Below are 19,158 nucleotides of genomic sequence, written 5' to 3'. Positions count from 1 at the left end.
ATCAATTCAGAATATTCGGCATGGCCAGCCGGAACAACGGAATAGGGGTTTTAAAACTCAACTGGCTTTGGCTGGTCATTTCATAATGACCTTGCATGGTGCCAACCGGGGTTTCCAGTACAGCACCACTGGTATAGCTGTAGCTGGCCCCCGGAGCCAGCTGAGGCTGCTCTCCAACCACACCATCACCATAGACTTCGGTTTCTTTGCCATTCGCATCCGTGATTAACCAGTAGCGCTTGAGCAACTGAACAGCTTCGCTGCTGTGGTTACGGATAGTGATGGTATAAGCGAATACATAACGGTTCTGTGCCGGGTCGGATTGAGCGGCGATGTAAAAGGTGTCCACGTGCACCGGAATTTCGAAGCTCAGGCTCATGCGGCTGACTCCTGTTGCTGCAACCAGGCGGCCAGTTGAATAAATTGCTCCACCGACAATTGCTCAGGTCGCAATGTTGGGTTTAAACCCAGTTGTTCCAGCTGCTCCGCTGTGGCGAAATTGGCAAAACAGTTACGCAGGGTTTTGCGGCGCTGGTTAAAGGCTTCCAGACAAACCCGGTTTAATACCTGCACTGAGACATTGTGACGTTCCGCCACTGGTTTAGGAATTAACCTGACCACTGCGGAGTCCACTTTGGGGGCTGGTTTGAAAGCTCCCGGGCCCACTTCAACCACAGGAATGGCCTGGCAAAAAAACTGGGTCATCACTGTCAGGCGGCCGTAGGTTTTTGAACCATGGCCAGCTGTCATACGTTCCACTACTTCTTTTTGCAGCATAAAGTGCATGTTTTCAATCGAGTCGGCGTAGTCAAACAGATGAAAAAGCAAAGGGGTAGAAATGTTGTAGGGCAGGTTGCCAAAGATTTTCAGTTTTTTGCCGGGCTGCAATAACTGGCGGAAATCAAACTTCATTGCGTCCGCCTGGTAAATGCTCAGTTTGTCAGACAAGGTTGGGTGTTGCTGCAAACGCTCTGCCAGATCCCGGTCCAGTTCAACTACGGTCAGATGGCCTGCCTGTTCAGCGACGGGTTCAGTCAGGGCACCAAGGCCTGGGCCTATCTCCACCAGAATATCGTCGGGTTTTGGGTTGATGGCCCGCACGATGCGGCCAATCACAGCCGGGTCGTGCAAGAAGTTTTGGCCAAAACGTTTGCGGGCATGGTGGCCCAAATGAACTTTGTCAGACATGATGTACTTGTGCTCGTCTGGCCAAATCGATGGCCTGTTCTACTGCGTGAAATAAACTGCCGGGATCGGCTTTGCCTGTGCCAGCTAAATCCAGGGCTGTCCCATGATCCACTGAAGTGCGGATTAAGGGTAAACCCAGACTGATATTGACGGATTTGCCAAAACCTTTGTGTTTCAGCACAGGCAGGCCCTGATCGTGATACATAGCCAACACGGCGTCAGCATGATCCAGATACTTGGGCTGAAACAGGGTATCGGCGGGTAACGGGCCAACCAGCTGCATGCCTTCTGCACGCAGTTCGTTCAAAGCCGGGATCATCACATCAATTTCTTCCCGGCCAAGGTGGCCATCTTCACCGGCATGAGGGTTCAGACCACAGACATAAATCACCGGATCCGGGATGGCAAATTTATGCTGCAAGTCTGTATGTAATACCCGGACTACCTGTTGCAGCCGTTCCCGGGTGATCGCCTTGGCGACATAAGCCAGCGGAATATGGGTGGTGGTCAGTGCCACCCGCAGGCCTTCGGTGGCCAGCATCATCACCACATAAGGGGTGTTGGACTGCTGGGCAAAAAACTCGGTATGGCCACTGAACGGAATACCGGCTTGATTGATCACCCCTTTATGCACCGGGCCTGTCACTATGGCGGCAAACTCGCCGGACATGGCACCTGCCCCCACGTAAGTGAGCGTCTGCACCACATAATGGCCGTTCGCTTCATTGAGCCGACCGGCTTGTGCGGGGTGCTCCAGCGGAAAATCCAAGACAGTCAGGCTGCCGGCGGCCACCAGTTCTGGCGGCAAATCTTTCTGGTACGGAATAATATGCAGCGGCAGCCCAAGCTGAGCAGCCCTGTCCTGTAACAGCTGCGCGTTTGCACAAACGACCAGCTGCACTGGCCAGCTGCGCTGAGCCAGCATGACGGCCAGATCCGGACCTATGCCTGCTGGTTCACCCGGCGTCAGTGCAATTCGTAATGTCATTCCGCCTGTTCCAGTACTTCGATATAAGCCTGATCGCGTAATTCACGCAGGAAGTTGGCCTGTTCTTCAGCAAAACGGCGGTTAAACAGCATGCGGTACACCTGATCCTGCTTTTTCTCAGCCGTCATATCCACAGTACGGCGGTCCAGCAGCTGCACTATGTGCCAACCATGTTCAGTGCGAAATGGCTCACTGATCTCGTCTTTCTGCAGGCGTTTTAAGGTATCGCGAAAAGCAGGGACGTACATAGCCGGGTCGGCCCAGCCTAAATCACCACCTTTGAGTTTAGAACCCGGATCTTCGGAGTTAGCGGAAGCAAATTCAGCAAAGTCCGCTTTGCCAGCTTTGAAATCAGCCACAAATTTGGCCAGCGTATCGCGGGCTTTTTCTTCGCTCATAATAATGGATGGTTTAATCAGGACGTGACGGGATTTCACTTCCTGCAGCTCGGCCACATTGGCACCACGGATATCAAAAATGGTCAGAATGTGAAAACCTGCGCCAGAGCGCAGCGGACCAATCAGATCTGTCTTTTTCTTACCACGGATCGCATCTGCAAACAGGGTCGGCATTTCGTTGATATTCATCCAGCCCATATCCCCTCCGTCCAGCGCCGTGGTATCTGAGGAAGACGCAATAGCAATTTTGCGGAATTCACTGCCATCACGCAGCAGTTTCATGATTTTGTCCGCGCGATCTTTGGCTTCCGCCAGTTCCTCGGTTGTGGCCTGGCTGGGCACTGCGACCAGAATATGGCCTATGTTGTACTGTTCATTGCTGGCACCCTGTTCGTCCATCACTTTCATCAGGTTATCGATTTCCTGAGGGCTGATATACACCCGGCGCTGCACGTTGGCGCGCAGCACTTCACTGGTAGTCAATTCGTCACGGAAACGCTCACGAAAGGCCTGGTAATCGCCTTCTTCTTCAATGATGCGCTGACGGAATTGTTCCATACTGAGGTTTTCACCACGGGCGACGTTTTCCAGTGACTGATCCAGCTGAGGGTCGGTGATCTGTAAGCCCATGCGCTTGGCCATCTGCAACTGAAGGCTGGTATTGATCAGACGCTCCAGCACCTGGGTCTGCAGAGCACGGTCTGACGGCAGCGTCTGCCCTTGTTCCTGAGCATTGCGTTTGACCATCGCCACCATATTGTTCACTTCGGTCTGCAGCACCACACCATTATTCACAATGGCGGCAACTCCATCCACTTTCTGTTCCGCAGCCAGACTGTTCAGGCTGAACAGCAGTGGCAAGGACGTGAGCAAAACTGATTGTAACTTCATAAATTCCTGCGTTAATTATTTAGTAAATAAGGGCGACGGTAGCCGAATATACCATCACTGAGCATGTCGGCCACACTAAAGCCTGCGGACTGACCAAAACCTTTTAAGACAAACTGGATGGCAACACCGTTGTCGAAACTGGGAGCCAGTTGCGGATCATTGACCGCCTGTTCCAGGTTGGTATTAATCTGGCGTCGGGCCACCAGACGTACAGCCCAGCAGCAGTCTTCATACTGCAAACCAAAGCTGGCTTCCATCATCTGAGCCTGATTCAGGTCACGGTAGTAACTGGCCACCAGTTTCCATTGCTCGTTGATGGGCGTGGTGCCCAGCAGACCGGCCTGTTCAACTTCGTAGTCTGAGACCGCTCTGCTGTAGCGGTGGTTCAATTGCAGCACTGTATTATCATCGGCAATGTAATCGATGGAGGCGCTGCTTTTCACCAGGCGCTCAGTGCTGGCGTCGTATTGCACTGCGGTATTCAGGTACCAGCCCTTGCGCCAGTGCCATAACAATTCAGAGGCCAGCACCGAATCGGCCTGAACCATTTCACCGGCCACCGGATCTATGCTTTTGGCGTCTTCCAGATAGACAATTTGCCCCAGACTGAAGCGAAACAGCTCGGTGTCCTGCTGATCGTAAAAGCGGGTGGTCACACCCAAAGTCAGCTGATTAGTATCGGCAATGCGGTCCAGCCCTGAGTAACGGTTTTCCCGGAACAAGCCATAATAGTCATCCTGCAGCCGGGTGCTGTCATAGCGGCCTATTGCGGACTGATCGCGGTATGGCATATACAGATACTGAATTTGTGGCTCCAGTGTCTGCAGTGCAGCTTTGTTATCCCATTCCAGTTCACGTTCCAGATTAAATTTGGCATTTAACCGGACTTTCGGCAGAGTGCGGCTTGGGTCTTCATCCACCGCAAGCAATTCTTCAGTGGTGTTTTGCTGATACTGAGTGTGCAACAGGCTGGTTTCAGCGACCAGCTCCATGGCCGGCGTCAGCAGAGGCCAGCGTAAAGTCGGTTCCAGGTGTAACCGGTCGGCACTGTGAATGATGGCATCATCATTTTTAAAGTGAACATACTGGCCCGACCATAAAAACTGCAGGCCTGCGCCTAATGGGATCGGGGCTGCGGATTGCAGATCCAGTTGAGGCAAAGCCGCGTAGGAGCTTGCGTAATTCCCCAGAGTTTCGAAGCCCTGCAATTGCAGCTGGGAATCGATAGCATCGCCAAAATAATTCAGGCTGGCCTGACGATAGAGCTGAGTATCACTCTGGTTGGAATAATCTGAGCCCAATTCTGTCAGGTAGGCATCGTCACTGACATCGGTGAAATCAATGCTGGCACGCCAGCGCTCCGACAAGTCACCACTGTGGCTGAGGTGACTTAAATAACGACCACCGAAACCGGCTGGTTTTTCGTTGTCCTCTGGCATCATCTCCAGCTGCAACTGGCCCTGATGATCTGAGGTCAGGTAACGGAATTCAGACTTCAGTTGAGCACCGCGTTTACTCATGTAACGGGGGGTCAGGGTGGCGTCATAGTTGTCGGCCAGATTCAGATAATAGGGCGCTTCCAGGTCCAGTCCCAGCTTCTGCGAGCTGCCAATCTTCGGAAACAACAAGCCACTTTTGCGTTTTTCACTGACCGGGAACGTCATGTAGGGCAGATAAAACACCGGCACATCGCCAATTTTCATCACAGAGTGCCAGGCTTCGCCCCAGCCTGCGTCGTTATTGATTTGGATACTCTGGGCATGCAGGGCCCAGCTCTGGTCTTGCTCCGGACAAGTGGTAAAACTGGCGTGTGACAACTCAATTTGTTTGTCTCTGGCCTGCAAGCGTTCGGCGAAACCACGGCCTGATTGTTCTGTCAGCCGGTAGTTGGCCTGGCCTAAATCCACAGAGTTTTGTTTCAGTGATGCCTGAAAGTCACTGCTGCTGACTTTCAGGCCCGGGCTGTAGTATTCAATACCCCCTGTTGCACTCAGGGTCTGTTTCTGTTGGTCAATACGGGCTTCGCTGGCAGTCATCAGCGTATTGCGGTGGCTGATTTCAATATGGCCTTCCAGCACAGCGGTCTGATTCTGCAGCATCTGGATCCGATCAGACAAAACCCGGAGCCGGGTGTCGTCGCTGCGCAACAGTTCAAAACCCGCAGGCGGGGCCTCTGGGATATAACACAGCCTGGTGGTGGCAACCTGCTCTTCTGCCAGAGCCAGGCATGGCAGACCAAAAGCCAGCAGCATTAATCTGTGTATCAGGGTGGGGGTCATGCAACCTACTTAAATTCTAATCCGCGCAGAGAAAGGCAAAAAACAGGAGCCTTATCATAAATGAATTTTACCGTTCCTGCTAATCCGTTATAGTGCCCGGTAAGACCCTGACAGGAGCAAAAAGTGTCCAGCCGTTCCGACCTTATCGCACTCTTTCTGCAGCAGTATTTTGCCAACCAATCGTATCAGCTGAACGCCATTTCCGGTGATGCCAGTTTCAGGCGTTATTTTCGGGTTTGTACCTCAGAACAGACTTATGTGCTGATGGATGCGCCAGTGCCACAGGAAGATTGTGGTCGTTTTGTGGCGACGGCACAAAGCCTGGCGGCGGTGGGGTTGTCAGTGCCGCAGGTCATCGCGATGGATCTGCAGCAAGGCCTGTTGTTGTTGTCTGACCTGGGGGATCAGCTCTTGCAGCCCTTGCTGACAGTGGCAACAGCGCCAGATTGGTACCGAAAGGCACTGGCTTTATTGCCACAAATCCGCAGTATCAGTTCAACCAGCGCCGGGCCCTTGCCTGTGTTTGATGACGCTTTTGTCGAACGGGAGCTGATGATTTGCCCGGAATGGTTTTTAGCCAGGCATTTGCAGCTTGAACTGACACAACAGGACTGGCAGATCTGGCGCCAGGCATTTTCTGCCCTGATCACCAGCGCAGGACAACAGCCAAAGGCGGGTATGCACCGTGATTTTCACAGCAGGAACCTGATGCCACAGCCGGATGGCAGTCTGGCTGTGATTGATTTTCAGGACATAGTGCTGGGGCCAGTCACCTATGATCTGGTGTCTTTATTAAAAGACTGTTACCTGAAATGGCCACAGTCATTGGTGCAGCAACTGGCGCTGGAAGGCTACCTGCAACTGCAGCAACAGCAGCTGCTTGGCCCAGAGGTCACTGAAGAGCAGTTTTTACGCTGGTTTGATTGGATGGGGCTGCAGCGCCATATTAAAGTGCTGGGTATTTTCAGCCGCCTTTACCACAGAGATCAAAAATCAGGGTATCTGGCGGATTTACCCAGAGTCTTAGGCTATGTGCTGGAGTCTTGTCAAAACTACCCAGAGTTCCAGCCGCTGGCCCACTGGCTGGAACAGCGAGTTGTGCCTGTGCTGACGCCGGAGTTTTAAATGAAAGCAATGATTCTGGCGGCTGGCCGGGGGGAACGGATGCGGCCTTTGACCGACCAGTTGCCTAAGCCCTTGTTGGCGGCTGCAGGCAAACCATTGATCCAATACCATATTGAAGCCCTGGTCAGGGCTGGTTACTCAGAGCTGGTGATTAACCATGCCTGGCTTGGGGATAAATTAACAGCCTATCTGGGGAATGGTTCTCAGTTTGCAGCCCGGATCCTGTACTCGGATGAGGGCGCTGAAGGGCTGGAAACCGCCGGAGGGATCCGTCAGGCATTGCCTTTGCTGGGGCCAGACCCCTTTTTGGTGGTCAATGGGGACATCTGGACCGATCTGGATTTTAAACCTCTGCAGCTGCCGGAATCAAAGCTGGCGCATTTGGTGCTGGTGCCCAATCCGCCCCAACACCCAGCCGGTGATTTCGGTCTGAGTGCAGAGGGGTTGGCGCTGGCCGAGGCGACACTGCAGTATACGTTCAGTGGTATTGCACTTTACCGGCCTGAGTTTTTTGCCGCTGTACCTCATGGTAAACAAAAACTGGCGCCTTTTTTACGAGACGCGATGCGGCAAGGACTGGTCAGTGCGCAGCTGTACCAGGGCCTGTGGTTTGATATTGGCACAGTGGAACGGCTGAACCAGTTGTCAGCCTTACTGGAGAGATCTGATGTGGGGTAAGTTGCTGGGTGCTTTGTTTGGTATGGCGCTGCTGAAATGGCCTGGGCTGGTGCTGGGCTTGTTAATCGGCTACTGGTTTGACAAACGCTATGCCGAAGCTTTTCGCCAGGCAGGAGGTTTTGCCGGTTTTGGTCGGGACCAAAGCGAAGCCCAGGGGATTTTTCGTTACAACACTTTTGCGCTGATGGGGCATATAGCCAAATCAAACGGGGTAGTGACCCAGGCCCATATTCAGCAAGCCAGCGCTTTTATGCAGCAATTGGGCTTGTCCGGCGTGCAGGTGCAAGAAGCGCAAAATGCATTTCGCGATGGCAAACAAGCAGATTTTCCGGTGGAGCAGCAACTGGCAGAGTTTAAGGCCGTGTTTCGTTTCCGGCCGGACCTGCTGCTGCTGTTTGTCGAAATACAAATCAGCATGGCCTATGTTGACCTGGACCTGAGTGCGCCGGAGCAACGTATCTTGCTGAAAGTGGCCAAAGCCCTGGGTTTGTCAGAAGCCCAGCTGCAGCAGATGGTGCGCCGTTACGAAGCGGAAGCCAGGTTTGCCCGCAGTCGGCCGGGGCAGCCGCAGCAGGACGACAGCCAGCAACTGGCTTCGGCATACAAAGTGCTGGGGGTGGAACCTGGCTCAAGTGAGGCTGCACTGAAAAAGGCCTATAAAAAGCTGATGGCGCAACATCATCCGGACAAACTGGTGTCCCAGGGCTTGCCTCCTGAGATGCTGGAGCTGGCTACAAAAAAAGCCCAGGATATTCAGGCTGCTTATGAACTGGTGAAGACTAAGCGCTAATCAGCTGCGGAAAAACATAAAATACACAGCGCCCAACAAACAGAGCCCGGCGTAAACATAATTCCAGTTAAAGGGCTCTTTCATATAAAGCACAGCAAAAGGAATAAATACGCTGAGCGTAATGACCTCCTGCAAGATCTTCAGCTGAGCCAGACTCAGCACCTGGTGGCCAATACGGTTGGCCGGTACCATCAGCATGTACTCAAACAAAGCAATGCCCCAGGAAACCGCGATGGCAATAAACAGTGCCGAGTTTTTCAGGTGTTTCAGATGACCATACCAGGCGAAGGTCATAAAAATATTACTGACTGTCAGCAAGGCAACAGTCGTAAGCAATGGCGACATGGTGAAGTTCCGTGGCTGTGACAACAACGCCAGTGTACCCTGAACATCAGGAGCTGTGTATCAGTATCCCTGATAACTCAGCCAACCATAGACCTCTTTCAGCATCTGTTGTTGCCACAGCGGGCTTTTCATGTCACCTGGTAATTCGCGCTGGCGATACAACAGTTTGTTTTCTTTATTGACCCATTGCTGGCGCAGCCGCCAGTGCCCCTCAAGCACTGTGTTGTCTTTGTAGTGCTTCAGATCCAGGGTGGGTATGGCCAGTTTGGCGATCCACCGGGCCAGTTGCTTATTGCTGCTGTTGACCGGGTGATAGGCACTCAACAATACCAGCGATTCGGGTTCAGGCAGTTTTTTGTCGGCGTAAAGCTGGGCCAAGAAAGCGCCGTTATTGCCTTGCGCCAGCACTATCAGGTAACCATTGTTCTGCCGTGCGGCTGTGCCTGCGGCCACCACCCGTTGCAGCAGTTGCTGTTGGTACAGCTCCAGGGCTTCCGGGCTGTCGTCCGCTGCGGGTTCTGGCGGTAAAATAGCGATGGTGTTCCAGCCGTAGTCAATCAGTTGCTGGCGCAGGGTCTGAATATAGCGTGGGCTGGCCGGGTGTTGTGAGCCATCGGGGAGCAGCAGGGCTGTGCCTTTCACTTCGGCAGTCATGGCCGGCAGTTGCAAGGTCAGAAATTCGGTATCGCCCGCCGTCAGCATTTTGACTTCATCCTGATCCAACTGACGTTCCAGATCGGCACGTTGCCAGAACTCTGTACTGACCGGGCTTTCGGCCCACAAGGTGAAAGGAGAAAGCAACAAAAACAGCAGAACAACACGCATGGCAGGCCCGGATAAACTGGTCGTTCTCCTGTTATCGGGCCTGCGCCGCCAAGCTTTAGATTTTTGTCAGAGCCGGACTGAATTTCAGCTCGTGCAACAACTGATTCTGGTAGCGGGCCGCTTTTACAGTGTCCAGGCCAAACCACTGAGCCGTCAGCTGGCTGGCGGTAAAATTCAGCAACAAGTACCCCCGTTGTTCCAGATTACACCAGTCCAGTTCATCAATCAGTTGCACCAAATCCTGTTCCAGTTGCCGTAAAGCCGTGCTGTCCAGCTTCAGGTAATCCTCGATGCCAGAGGAGGTAACGGAGGCTGTTGCCAGTTCAACGCCCACCTTGTTGCCATTGCCACTATGCAGGCTGGATGCCCACGCATTGTGCGTATCTCCGGCCAGCACCAGCAGAGGTTGCCCTGTTTTCATGGCCGCCTGGTAGATCAGTTCGCGTTCGGCCGGGTAGCCGTCCCAGGCATCCAGGTTATATGGCAGGAGCTTCTGGCCTGCCTTAACTTGTTGCGCCAGTTGATGCAACTGAGCGGCCAGTTCAGGGCCGGGTTTGCCAAGTGCTGCCAGTGCCTGAGCGGGCAGCCACATTTTGGCCATTAAGACTTGCTGTCCCAGTACCTGGTAGCTGGCCTTGCTGCTCAGTAACTGCTGCAATAACCAGCTCTGTTGCTGCGGGCCCAATAAAGTCCGTGTTGGCTCCTGCAAGGCCCGCAGAAAAGAGTCGCTGTCCAGTCCCTGGTCTGCATCACTGAAGCTGGCGTAGTCCAGCTGTTGCATCCGGCCTTCAATGCGGGTATCCAGCATGTAAAGGCTGACCAGATCACCAAAATCGAAGCGGCGGGCCAGCGATTGCTGTTGTCCGCTCACCAGCGGACGAATGGGCATCCATTCGTAATAAGCCTGCAGTGCCGCCAGTTTTCGCCCTTGGTAAGAACCTTCTTCCGGCTGATGATTCTCTGCGCCATCAGTCCAGGCGTCATTGGTAATTTCGTGATCATCCCAGACGCAGATAAAACTGTGCGCCTGATGAGCGGCCTGTAAATCGGTGTCCGCACGATACAAGGCGTACCGCTTACGGTAATCAGCCAGACTGAGCATTTCTTTGCTGTTATCTGCGGCCAGTTCCCTGCCGAGAGCTTTGGCTTGCTCAGTGCCATATTCACCCATGGCATATTCATATAGGTAATCCCCCAGGTGCAGTACTGCATCAAGTGGTTGGCGGGCGACCTCTTTGTAGGCATGAAAATAACCGGCAGGGTAGTTGGAGCAGGACAGCACGGCCATACGGACAGACTCTGGGCGCTGGGTTGCCAGTGTACGGCCATGCCCAATAACGGAGCTGCTGTTCTGGTCGCGGAAGCGATAGTAATAGTCGGTGGCCGGTGTTAACCCGGCCAGGTCTACTTTGACACAATAATCATTGGCTGCTTTCGCCAGGACCAGCTCGCTGTGCACCAGCGGCTGCATATCTGGATTGGTGCTGACTTCCAGCAGCAATGACACATTGTCCGTCAGTGGCTCTGGGCTGACCCGTGTCCACAGGATCAGGCGGTCCTGCTGCGGGTCGCCACTGGCTACCCCGTGTAAAAACTCAAGTTTGGCGGTGTTGGCTGGCAACGACATTTGGCTGGTGCAGCCCAGCAGACTGCTGGTCAGCCAGCCCGCTCCGCTCACCACCGCCAGTTGTTTCAGAAAGGTCCGACGAGATTTCTGTGTCATCCGAATAGCTCCAAAAAATCTGAGCATAAAGCCGCCAGATGACTTTTTGATGGCAGGTTGCACCAAGGGCCGGCTGTCTGCGGCTGTGGATCAGGGGGCTGCAGCACCCCTGGCCTGAGCCGCAGTCTGTTAAATACAGAACAGCAGTGACCTGGGGGGCTGGATGGTGAAAGCCATGCCTGCCGCTGTGCGCTTGAAGAGTATTAACGGCGCGCGGGCCAGTGCTGTACCATCAGAACCAGCAGTACCGCAATCAACAAGGCACTGAACTCGGCACCATTCCGGCCTGGGCCTACCACAAACCAGCCGACTTTGGCATGCAGCAGTGCCACCCCAGTGCTGTAGAGCAGAATAAACAGCAGACAGAACATACTGACATAACGGTTTATCAGCAAAAACAGTGGGCCAATCAGCTCAAGCCCGGTGACAGCCGCTGCCCAAATCAGTCCCAGAGGAAAGCCCTGCTGACTCAGGTACTGACCGAAGGGTTCGATACCTCCGTTCAGCAGGCGGTAACCACCATGCAGAAAAATAATAACCGCGATCATCAGTCGCAGCAGGCTCAGACCAAAAAGTTGGGACAGCATCCGGTTTCCTCATGTAAGTACCGAAGGGGATAAGCGGTCGGTTTTGCTGCGGGCTTTAATCTAACTGCACCGGTAACTGACCTTTCGGCTGAATTTTACCCAGCAGACAGGCAATCACAGCATCATAGGCCGGGCCTGATAAAGGCCGTTGTGCCGTTAATGGCTGCTGGTTATAACTGTAGGTAGCCAGCCGCAGGTCCGCAACATCTGCAAAGTCACTTAAGTCGTACGGTGTTCGCAGTGCCACCAGCAGGTTCTGTTTGCCTTGCTGTTTGGCATAGGTCAGGGCGGTCAGCAGTTTTTGTTTTTGTTCTGCCGGGCTTAACTGAACAGGGGTCAGCGCCAGTAAATCAGCCAGCACGCCCAGTTCAGCCGCGCTTTGGGTTGGGCTTATCAGGGTGGCCAATATCGTATCGGCCTCGTCTATCAGAGTCTGCAGCTCTGCAGCACTCTGGTCCAGTGTTGCACAGTTCAGCTGTTTCAGTTTCACCTGGTGCAGTGTCAGTGCCTGTTGCCAGCCCTGGCATTTGGTCTGTTCGGGCGCAATCAGCAGCAGACGCTGACCTTCCAGTTGCCAACCGGCGGGCAGTTTGTTGGTTCCCACCTGGGTCAGGCTGGCTTCGGCCAGTTGTTGCTCCAGTTGCCGATCGGCGCTTAATCGATGTGGGTCGGTGGCAGGGGCCTTTTGGTGAGCCAGCTTGCGGCGAAGTGACAGGACCCGTTCGGCCGATTGTTGCAGCTCAGTGACTGAAAGTCGGCCCTGAACAACGGCATCCAGCACAGCGTCTATTAACTGTTGCAGACCCGTCAGATCCTGTTCTGAACGGATCTCATACGGCATCAGCGCTATATCGGCGCCAGCGGCAAAGGTCTGGATCACGGCTTCCGCCGGTTCAAAAAACTGACTGATGCCCGCCATATTCAGGGCATCGGTAATGATCACACCCTGATAACCCATGTGCTGCCGCAGTAACTCCGTCAGCATGCGCCGCGACAGCGTTGCGGGCTTCAGCATGTTGTCGCCCTGTTTATTCACTAAGGTGCTGTTGTCCAACGCCGGGTACTGGATATGGGCCGTCATTACCATGGCAGGCTGGCTGTGCTGCAGCACCGCAGCAAAAGGTGCCAGGTCGGTTTGTTGTACGACTTGCAGGGGGTGGTCCACTCTGGGAAGCCCTGTATGACTGTCCACATGAGTATCTCCATGACCCGGAAAGTGTTTAATGGTCGCCAACACCCCTTGTTGCTGCATCGCGTTCACCATGGCGGCTCCTGCGGCTGCCACTTTAGCCGGCTGGTCACCAAAGGAGCGCACATTAATCACCGGGTTGGCTCTGTTATTGTTCACGTCCAGGCTGGGGGCAAAATTCAGGTTAATGCCCAGTTCGTGCAGCTGATGTGCCATAGCGGTTGCTACCTGGTGAGGAAACTGCTCACCGTAGTGCGCCTGAGTCGCGCCCAATGCCATGGCACCGGCAAACGCCGGGTACTCAGTGACCGGTAAGCGGGCCACCCGGCCACCTTCCTGATCGATGCCTATCAGCAATGGCAAACCGTCCCCACTGCTTTGATGCAAGTCTTGGGTCAGTTGCCGGATTTGCGCACTGTGTTTCAGGTTATTGGCAAAGAGGATCACACCGCCTAGCTGCAGTTGCCGGATTTTTGCGGCATAACTGGCCGGTAGCTGCGTCAGGTCTTCGCATCGCTGGGCTGGGCTGCAGGTCTGACGGATATCAATCATCAGCTTCTGGCCTATCCAATAACGCAATTGCTGGTCTGTGGTTCCTTGGTGCATACATCCTCCGGCGAGCAGGCTGCTGGCACAGAGCAACAGGAGTGGTAACTTCAAAGCCAGCCTCAATTTATGGTTCACTTGTCGCTACTATATCAGCCGGTGTCAACGGCAGCAGCCTCAACATCAGAAATTAGCCCCAGATAGCCAGCACAGAAAACTGTCACAGAAAAAGGTCGCGCCGCGGATCGGGGCAGGTATAATCGCTGTTGCCTGTTTGCAGTGGAGTTCAAGATGTACAAGCCGACACCTTTATTGAGTTTTTTCTGGGGTTTATTCAGTGGTCTGATTATTGCTGCTTTTTTATTTAACAGCCTGACCGCCACGGAAAAAGCAGAAACGAAGCCTGCACAGGCGGAACCCGCTGCCGTAGTGCAGGCTGAACCGAGCAAAGCAGAAGAGCTGAGCCTGGCGGCCCGGGCTGAGCTTTTGCAAAAGTACTACACCATTCGTGACGGTGCTGAAGACACCAATCTGGCGCCTGCCTTGCAGCGCAATGGTCATCTGGAGATTTTCCAGCAAATGCTGGCGCAAAGCAGTGCCGATGTCAGTGACTTGATCCAGTCGACCCAATCCTTTACTGCAGCCCAGTTTTACGCGGCTCTGGTACGCATTAAACAAAAAGATGAAGAAACCCAGGCCAAAGCAGCTCTGGAGCTGCTGAAACCTGCCTTAAATGAAGCAAACACTAATCCTGCTGCAACTGGGCAATAAATTTATTGGATTCGTGAATCGCCTGGTTCATCTCCTGTAGCAGGCTTTGCAGGTTGCGCTGCAAGCCGGAAAAATCCTGCTGCACCGCACCAATGGCCTTGGCATTCAGGTTGTGTTTTAAAAACAGCACATTGTCATTCAGCAGCCGCAGCACAGGCTGAGTTTTCGCTTCGGCGGCCCGCATTTTCTTCAGTAACTGCTGAAACTGGCGTTCTGTTTGCTGCAGTTGTAGCTGGCTTTGGCGTTTGAGCTGCTGACTTTGGTACTGTTCCAGTTCATCCCGCCATTCGTCAAACAAAGCTTCAGCAACAGATTGCACTTTATCCACTCTGCTGCTGATGAGCTGTGCCGCCTTTTGACTGTCTTGATACTGCTGGCTGAGCTGCTGATACTGAGTCTGTAGATCGCCACCCTCAAATTGCAACAGCTGACTGAGCTCGTCCAAAGCATCTTTAAATTGCTGTTGGCCGTCCAATTGGGCGTCACGCGCATCTTTAACCCGGTCGACCAGCAGTTCACGTTTTTCCACCCCAAATTTTTCCATAGTGGCGTAATAAGCCTGCTGGCATCCCGTCAGGGTCAGCACGCTGAGCAGTAACAAAGCTTTCATTGAGTTCTCCGTGATCATTTGTTTCACCTTAACATAGTGACGCTTTTTCGTCCCTGTCTTGCTGAAGATTGCTGCGGATAACCGCAGTTTCATGAAAATTTAATGAATAGTTTCTGCCATCGCCTGATAATAGCGGCTGTTGTAATGCCGTGTTTTCAGGCACGGTGGCGGCTGACAGGAGTATCACAGGGTGAACTGGTCGATTCGGCAAAAATTGTTAATAAGTTTAAGTGTGGCCGTGCTGGCTGCCACTTTGTTGATCAGTCTGCTCAGTCAGCTCATGACCGAACAGGTATTGACTGAACGCAGTCTGCAAAAAGACCTGCCGGCCAGTCTGAATCAGATTAAACACAACATTGAGGCAGAAATTCGCAGTCTGGAGCAGATAGCAGAACAACTGGCGAGCTCACCTTTATTGCATCAGCTGACTGTGGATGGCCGTCAGGCAGAACAGGAAGCGCAACTGGTGGCGGAGCTGGAGCAGGTGCGTCAGGTGCATGGTCTGCAGGCAGCCTCCTTTTGCGACAGACACTCGGCTGACTATTGGAATGAACAGGGCTTTTTGCGCCGTCTGACGCCAGAACAGGATGCCTGGTTTTATGCGTTTAAAGACTCTGGCAAAGCCCGGCAGGTGTCTGTGTATAACAGCCCGGAACTGGGCTATCAGATTTTTGTCAATTTCCAGCAATTGGATGGCCGGGGTTTGTCGGGTATTGCCAAACCACTGACGGAAATGGTGAAAATGATCAGTCAGTACAAAATTGAGCAAACAGGTTTTGTGTTTCTGGCCAATCAGCAGGGGCAAATTCAGTTACATCCCTCCCAACGCATCGGCACGGCACTGACCAGCCAGTTTTCGTCGCAGGTGGTCACGCAGCTGTTAAAACCTGACACCGTCAATCTGCTGACCACTGAACTGGACGGGCAAGCCACTGTGCTGGCCTCCACTTACATTGAAGCTCTGGACTGGTACCTGATTGCTCAGGTGCCAGAGCAGGAGATTTTTGCCGTAATGCAACAGATTAAACTGACCAGTTATCTGACCGCTGCTGCAGTCACGGCGCTGATCGGTTTGTTATCCCTGTTTATCAGCCAAAGCATCAGTGCACCTATCCGCCGTTTGGGGCAGATGTTCCAGCGACTGGGGCAAGGTGAAGCCGATTTGTCTGTGCGGCTGGAGCAACAAGGAGGCAAGGAACTGCACGAGCTGACGCAGGGATTTAACCAGTTTGTGGCGAATATCAACCAGTTGGTCAGTGACATTCAGCACAGCAGCCGTGAACTGGCGGCTGAATCCAGGGACCTGAACAGCGCCGCTTATCACAGTCTGCGCCATAACCAACAGCAATTGGAGGCCAGTAGCAAGGTTGAGGCGGCTATTGGCCAAATGGCAGCGACAGTGGCTGAGATTGCCCAAAATGCGTCTTTGTCTGCCGACAGCACCAGCAAAGCCAGCCAGTCTGTGCAGGCTGGCCAGCAACAGGTCGGCCTGAGTCTGCAAGGCATGAAACAGCTGGCTGGCCATGTTGAAACGGCGCAACAGGTGATCCGTCAGCTGGCTGACAAAGCGGGCAGTATAGGGCAGATCCTTGATGTGATTCAGGGCATAGCCGAACAAACCAATCTGCTGGCGCTGAATGCCGCTATTGAGGCAGCCCGGGCCGGTGAACATGGGCGGGGTTTTGCCGTGGTTGCTGACGAGGTGAGGCAATTGGCGGCCAGAACTCAGGGATCGACGAAAGAGATTCAGCAGGTGATCAGCGATTTACTCAGTCAGACGGATCAAGCGGTGCAGGCAACGGCGGCGGCCAGCAGGCAGGCACTGGACAATGTCAGCCGCAGTGATGCAGTTGAAGCCTCATTACAGCAAATTACTTCGCAAATTCAGCAGCTTGAAGGTATGAGTATTCAAATCGCTGCGGCAACTGAGCAGCAGGCAATGGTGGTGCAGGATGTGGGGCAGCAAGTACAGACTATGCATCAGATCAGCGATTCAAATCTGGCAAATGCCGGCGAGTTACAGCAGCTGGCCGCCAGACTGGGCGATTTATCTTCGGCTTTAACCCAGCTGACCGGCCGTTTTTCTGCCTGAGGCCCGCTGCCGGAGCGGCAATTTATTGCCGCCCCAGGCGTGCGGCTGCTGAAGGGAACACAACGAATGACTGCGCACTGGTGGTTTAAATCCTCATTGGCAGTTTTGGCGGCCTTGGGCACTCAGAGTCTGACTCAACTTTACCCTGCCTTTACCTTTCTGAACCCGGACTGGCCGTGACATTGCAGCCATAGCAGGGCGATTAATTCTGATCGCGATTTCAGGAGGAGCCAGTCTATGGCGATTCAATTTTCATCAGTCTCCGGCGGAGGCTATGCAACAATGAGGTCGATGCCGACGGCTGAACAACTGCAACAGAAGAGCCAGCAGTTGTTCAGTCAGCTGGATCAATCGAACAAGGGGTATCTGGAACAGTCCGATTTTGACAGCCTGCTCAGTGGTCTGAATGACAGTGCGGTCAGCGACAGCAGTGCGGATTTATTTGCCGCGCTGGACAGTGACAGTGACGGCAAGCTCACCAGCACAGAGTTTAGTGAGCAGGCCAGTCAGCTGATGTACAACGCCCAGGGCCAAATGCCACCGCCACCTCCGCGGGGTGGCATGCCAAGCCAGCAGGATAGCGGAAAAACCGCCGATGAGCTAAGCGCAATGCTGGAGCAGACCGACAGCAGCGACCCGATGTCGGGCATGTTACAAAGTCTGATTGATAACTTTGATGCGGCGGATGCAGACGGTGACGGCAAAGTGACCATGCAGGAAGCTAAGGCTTATCAGGAGTCTCAGCAATCTGACACTGCAGCCAGCACCAGCAGTGCAACCGCTGAAACGCAAAGTACAGAATCAGATCCTATGGGGCAGCTGTTACAGCGTACCCTGCAGCAACTGATGAAGACTTACGGTTCTGTTGCCCAGCCATCCGGCAATGAGTCGGCGTTGCAGTTAACGGCCTGATTGGCAGCAAAAAAAGCCAGCCGCATGGCTGCGGCTGGCTTTTTCAACAGAGTGAAGAGCAGATTAACGTTCTACTTTCTCTTTGACAGTGGCAGTCACTTTTGCTTCGATACGGCGGTTTGCAGCGTGAGCGGCTGGTGTATTACCTGCTACTTTTGGCTGAGTGATGCCGTAACCACGGGCAGACACGCGGCTGGCAGCAATACCATGCTGGTTCACCAGAATGCTGGCAATGGCGTCAGCACGACGCTGAGACAGCTTCAGGTTGTAAGCCGGAGTACCAACGTTAGAGGCATGACCACCTACTTCCACGTCTGTGCCTGGGAAGCGTTTCAGGAACGCAGCCAGCTCAGCAATTTCAGCATCGTAGGCTGGTTTGACGACCGCAGAATCGTTGTCAAACTGGGCTTTCAGTGCAAAGCTGACTTCTTTTTCCATGAAAATGGAGCAGCCAGTGGCGTCTACTTTGTCAGTGATTGGTGTGCCTGGGCACAGGTCGCTGCTGTCTGGTACACCATCTTTATCGCTGTCAGCTGGTGCCTGTACAGGCGCTACTGGTTCTGGCGCTGATGTCGGCGCAGGTGCGGCCGGTGCATCACCAAACAGCACTGACATACCCAGTTTTACGTTGGCGTCAGCAAAACTTTCGCTGATGCCCTGGAAGCGGTTGGCTTCACCAAAGACTGACACGCGGTCTGTCAGGTAAGCACGGTAACCCACACCCAGGTTTACGGCAGATTCGTCATTGGCACTTTCCACATCCATACGGTTCAGACCGCCGAGAATATAGAAGTTGCTGCCAGCTAATGTATGCACAACGTTCAGACCAATACGATCACCGTCCACTTTGTTGTCTGTAGTGGTTTGAGGTAAACGTTGTTTGGCGAGATCCAGGCGCAAGGCCCAGATTTCGTCCAGGTTGTAGCCCAGCTCCACGCCGTAACCCCAACCTTCATGGATATTGCCAAAAGCGGCAGATTCGCCTTTGTCTTGATCAGGCAGGTAATATTCAGTGAATACAGAACCGAAAACGCGGTCAGACACTAAAGGTTTGTCCGCCGCCACAACGGCTGATGTCGATAAAGCAGCCAAAATGGCTAATGCGCTAGTACTTAGTTTCATCCTTCTCTCCTAAGAGTAAATTGCGGCCGGCATTCTATTTGATTACTACAGATTTAACAAATTTTGACCGACAGTTATGACAAAAATAGTAGCCTTACC

Annotated in this window: 18 protein-coding genes; 6 read left to right on the top strand and 12 right to left on the bottom strand. The window is 53.5% G+C overall.

Features of this window, described 5'->3' with window-relative positions; genetic code table 11:
• Position 1: 1 nt before the first annotated feature.
• Genes apaG through lptD form a run of 5 tightly spaced genes read right to left on the bottom strand, consistent with a single transcriptional unit; the run spans position 2 to position 5,744 of the window.
• The gene (apaG, locus tag WKJ03_RS15400) at positions 2-379 is read right to left on the bottom strand and encodes a Co2+/Mg2+ efflux protein ApaG (protein ID WP_337843122.1); all 378 of its coding nucleotides are present in this window, start codon (positions 377-379) and stop codon (positions 2-4) included.
• Entirely contained in the window at positions 376-1,188 is an 813-nt protein-coding gene (rsmA, locus tag WKJ03_RS15395; RefSeq protein WP_337843121.1) for a 16S rRNA (adenine(1518)-N(6)/adenine(1519)-N(6))-dimethyltransferase RsmA, read from the bottom strand. The genes apaG and rsmA overlap by 4 nt, the downstream gene beginning before the upstream one ends.
• Positions 1,181-2,176 (bottom strand): 4-hydroxythreonine-4-phosphate dehydrogenase PdxA, encoded by a 996-nt coding sequence (gene pdxA / locus WKJ03_RS15390; RefSeq protein WP_337843120.1) that lies wholly within the window; start codon positions 2,174-2,176, stop codon positions 1,181-1,183. Before pdxA ends, rsmA begins: the two co-directional genes overlap by 8 nt.
• The gene (surA, locus tag WKJ03_RS15385; RefSeq protein WP_337843119.1) at positions 2,173-3,465 is read right to left on the bottom strand and encodes a peptidylprolyl isomerase SurA; all 1,293 of its coding nucleotides are present in this window, start codon (positions 3,463-3,465) and stop codon (positions 2,173-2,175) included. Before surA ends, pdxA begins: the two co-directional genes overlap by 4 nt.
• 11 nt (positions 3,466-3,476) lie before the next feature.
• Positions 3,477-5,744: an LPS assembly protein LptD gene (gene lptD / locus WKJ03_RS15380; RefSeq protein ID WP_337843118.1), complete on the bottom strand. Its 2,268-nt coding sequence runs from the start codon at positions 5,742-5,744 to the stop codon at positions 3,477-3,479.
• A 123-nt stretch (positions 5,745-5,867) separates the two neighbouring features.
• Here lptD and WKJ03_RS15375 point away from each other — a divergent pair, with 123 nt between their 5' ends.
• The 3 genes from WKJ03_RS15375 to djlA are packed head-to-tail and all read left to right on the top strand — an operon-like array spanning position 5,868 to position 8,337.
• Positions 5,868-6,869 carry a phosphotransferase gene (locus tag WKJ03_RS15375; protein ID WP_337843117.1) on the top strand — a complete coding sequence of 334 codons (1,002 nt, stop codon included), beginning with the start codon at positions 5,868-5,870 and terminating at the stop codon, positions 6,867-6,869.
• Positions 6,870-7,547, top strand: a complete 678-nt coding sequence (murU, locus tag WKJ03_RS15370) for an N-acetylmuramate alpha-1-phosphate uridylyltransferase MurU (RefSeq protein ID WP_337843116.1) — start codon at positions 6,870-6,872, stop codon at positions 7,545-7,547.
• Entirely contained in the window at positions 7,537-8,337 is an 801-nt protein-coding gene (djlA, locus tag WKJ03_RS15365; RefSeq protein ID WP_337843115.1) for a co-chaperone DjlA, read from the top strand. The genes murU and djlA overlap by 11 nt, the downstream gene beginning before the upstream one ends.
• On the opposite strand, the gene WKJ03_RS15360 is transcribed toward djlA, so the two are convergent.
• The 5 genes from WKJ03_RS15360 to WKJ03_RS15340 form a co-directional block, all read right to left on the bottom strand.
• Complete coding sequence (locus WKJ03_RS15360) at positions 8,338-8,682, bottom strand: DMT family protein (RefSeq protein ID WP_337843114.1); 345 nt, start codon at positions 8,680-8,682, stop codon at positions 8,338-8,340. It lies immediately after the preceding gene.
• A 60-nt stretch (positions 8,683-8,742) separates the two neighbouring features.
• Entirely contained in the window at positions 8,743-9,507 is a 765-nt protein-coding gene (locus tag WKJ03_RS15355) for a DUF3530 family protein (protein ID WP_337843113.1), read from the bottom strand.
• Positions 9,508-9,562: 55 nt separating this feature from the next.
• The gene (locus tag WKJ03_RS15350; RefSeq protein WP_337843112.1) at positions 9,563-11,230 is read right to left on the bottom strand and encodes an alkaline phosphatase D family protein; all 1,668 of its coding nucleotides are present in this window, start codon (positions 11,228-11,230) and stop codon (positions 9,563-9,565) included.
• A 203-nt stretch (positions 11,231-11,433) separates the two neighbouring features.
• On the bottom strand, positions 11,434-11,817 hold the full coding sequence (locus WKJ03_RS15345) for a DoxX family protein (protein WP_337843111.1): 384 nt from the start codon (positions 11,815-11,817) through the stop codon (positions 11,434-11,436).
• Positions 11,818-11,872: 55 nt separating this feature from the next.
• A complete protein-coding gene (locus WKJ03_RS15340) occupies positions 11,873-13,612 on the bottom strand; it encodes a glycoside hydrolase family 3 protein (RefSeq protein WP_337843110.1) in 1,740 nt (579 codons plus the stop codon).
• Positions 13,613-13,843: 231 nt separating this feature from the next.
• On the opposite strand from WKJ03_RS15340, the gene WKJ03_RS15335 reads away from it, so the two are divergent.
• Positions 13,844-14,323 carry a hypothetical protein gene (locus WKJ03_RS15335; protein ID WP_337843109.1) on the top strand — a complete coding sequence of 160 codons (480 nt, stop codon included), beginning with the start codon at positions 13,844-13,846 and terminating at the stop codon, positions 14,321-14,323.
• Here WKJ03_RS15335 and WKJ03_RS15330 read toward each other — a convergent pair.
• A complete protein-coding gene (locus tag WKJ03_RS15330; protein WP_337843108.1) occupies positions 14,298-14,933 on the bottom strand; it encodes a DUF2959 family protein in 636 nt (211 codons plus the stop codon). The genes WKJ03_RS15335 and WKJ03_RS15330 overlap by 26 nt on opposite strands.
• A 190-nt stretch (positions 14,934-15,123) precedes the next feature.
• Between WKJ03_RS15330 and WKJ03_RS15325 the strand changes: the two genes are divergently transcribed.
• Both WKJ03_RS15325 and WKJ03_RS15320 read left to right on the top strand, forming a co-directional pair.
• Positions 15,124-17,025 carry a methyl-accepting chemotaxis protein gene (locus tag WKJ03_RS15325; protein WP_337843107.1) on the top strand — a complete coding sequence of 634 codons (1,902 nt, stop codon included), beginning with the start codon at positions 15,124-15,126 and terminating at the stop codon, positions 17,023-17,025.
• Between the two features lie 237 nt (positions 17,026-17,262).
• Entirely contained in the window at positions 17,263-17,937 is a 675-nt protein-coding gene (locus WKJ03_RS15320; protein ID WP_337843106.1) for an EF-hand domain-containing protein, read from the top strand.
• A 63-nt stretch (positions 17,938-18,000) separates the two neighbouring features.
• Here the strand turns inward: WKJ03_RS15320 and WKJ03_RS15315 are convergent, their stop codons facing one another.
• On the bottom strand, positions 18,001-19,059 hold the full coding sequence (locus WKJ03_RS15315; RefSeq protein WP_337843105.1) for an OmpA family protein: 1,059 nt from the start codon (positions 19,057-19,059) through the stop codon (positions 18,001-18,003).
• Positions 19,060-19,158 lie beyond the last annotated feature (99 nt).

Origin of the sequence: Rheinheimera sp., from assembly GCF_037442525.1 — a bacterium.
GTDB lineage: Bacteria > Pseudomonadota > Gammaproteobacteria > Enterobacterales > Alteromonadaceae > Pararheinheimera.
Note: the sequence above shows the minus strand (reverse complement) of the source record. Positions and strands in the feature narration are given on the sequence as shown.

Excerpts from the sequence above, each read along its gene's own strand:
- WKJ03_RS15315 (WP_337843105.1), bottom strand. The coding sequence starts at position 19,059 with ATGAAACTAAGTACTAGCGCATTAGCCATTTTGGCTGCTTTATCGACA.
- djlA (WP_337843115.1), top strand. The coding sequence starts at position 7,537 with ATGTGGGGTAAGTTGCTGGGTGCTTTGTTTGGTATGGCGCTGCTGAAA.
- surA (WP_337843119.1), bottom strand. The coding sequence starts at position 3,465 with ATGAAGTTACAATCAGTTTTGCTCACGTCCTTGCCACTGCTGTTCAGC.
- WKJ03_RS15355 (WP_337843113.1), bottom strand. The coding sequence starts at position 9,507 with ATGCGTGTTGTTCTGCTGTTTTTGTTGCTTTCTCCTTTCACCTTGTGG.
- WKJ03_RS15320 (WP_337843106.1), top strand. The coding sequence starts at position 17,263 with ATGGCGATTCAATTTTCATCAGTCTCCGGCGGAGGCTATGCAACAATG.
- pdxA (WP_337843120.1), bottom strand. The coding sequence starts at position 2,176 with ATGACATTACGAATTGCACTGACGCCGGGTGAACCAGCAGGCATAGGT.
- apaG (WP_337843122.1), bottom strand. The coding sequence starts at position 379 with ATGAGCCTGAGCTTCGAAATTCCGGTGCACGTGGACACCTTTTACATC.
- lptD (WP_337843118.1), bottom strand. The coding sequence starts at position 5,744 with ATGACCCCCACCCTGATACACAGATTAATGCTGCTGGCTTTTGGTCTG.
- WKJ03_RS15345 (WP_337843111.1), bottom strand. The coding sequence starts at position 11,817 with ATGCTGTCCCAACTTTTTGGTCTGAGCCTGCTGCGACTGATGATCGCG.
- rsmA (WP_337843121.1), bottom strand. The coding sequence starts at position 1,188 with ATGTCTGACAAAGTTCATTTGGGCCACCATGCCCGCAAACGTTTTGGC.
- WKJ03_RS15335 (WP_337843109.1), top strand. The coding sequence starts at position 13,844 with ATGTACAAGCCGACACCTTTATTGAGTTTTTTCTGGGGTTTATTCAGT.
- murU (WP_337843116.1), top strand. The coding sequence starts at position 6,870 with ATGAAAGCAATGATTCTGGCGGCTGGCCGGGGGGAACGGATGCGGCCT.
- WKJ03_RS15330 (WP_337843108.1), bottom strand. The coding sequence starts at position 14,933 with ATGAAAGCTTTGTTACTGCTCAGCGTGCTGACCCTGACGGGATGCCAG.
- WKJ03_RS15350 (WP_337843112.1), bottom strand. The coding sequence starts at position 11,230 with ATGACACAGAAATCTCGTCGGACCTTTCTGAAACAACTGGCGGTGGTG.
- WKJ03_RS15360 (WP_337843114.1), bottom strand. The coding sequence starts at position 8,682 with ATGTCGCCATTGCTTACGACTGTTGCCTTGCTGACAGTCAGTAATATT.
- WKJ03_RS15340 (WP_337843110.1), bottom strand. The coding sequence starts at position 13,612 with ATGCACCAAGGAACCACAGACCAGCAATTGCGTTATTGGATAGGCCAG.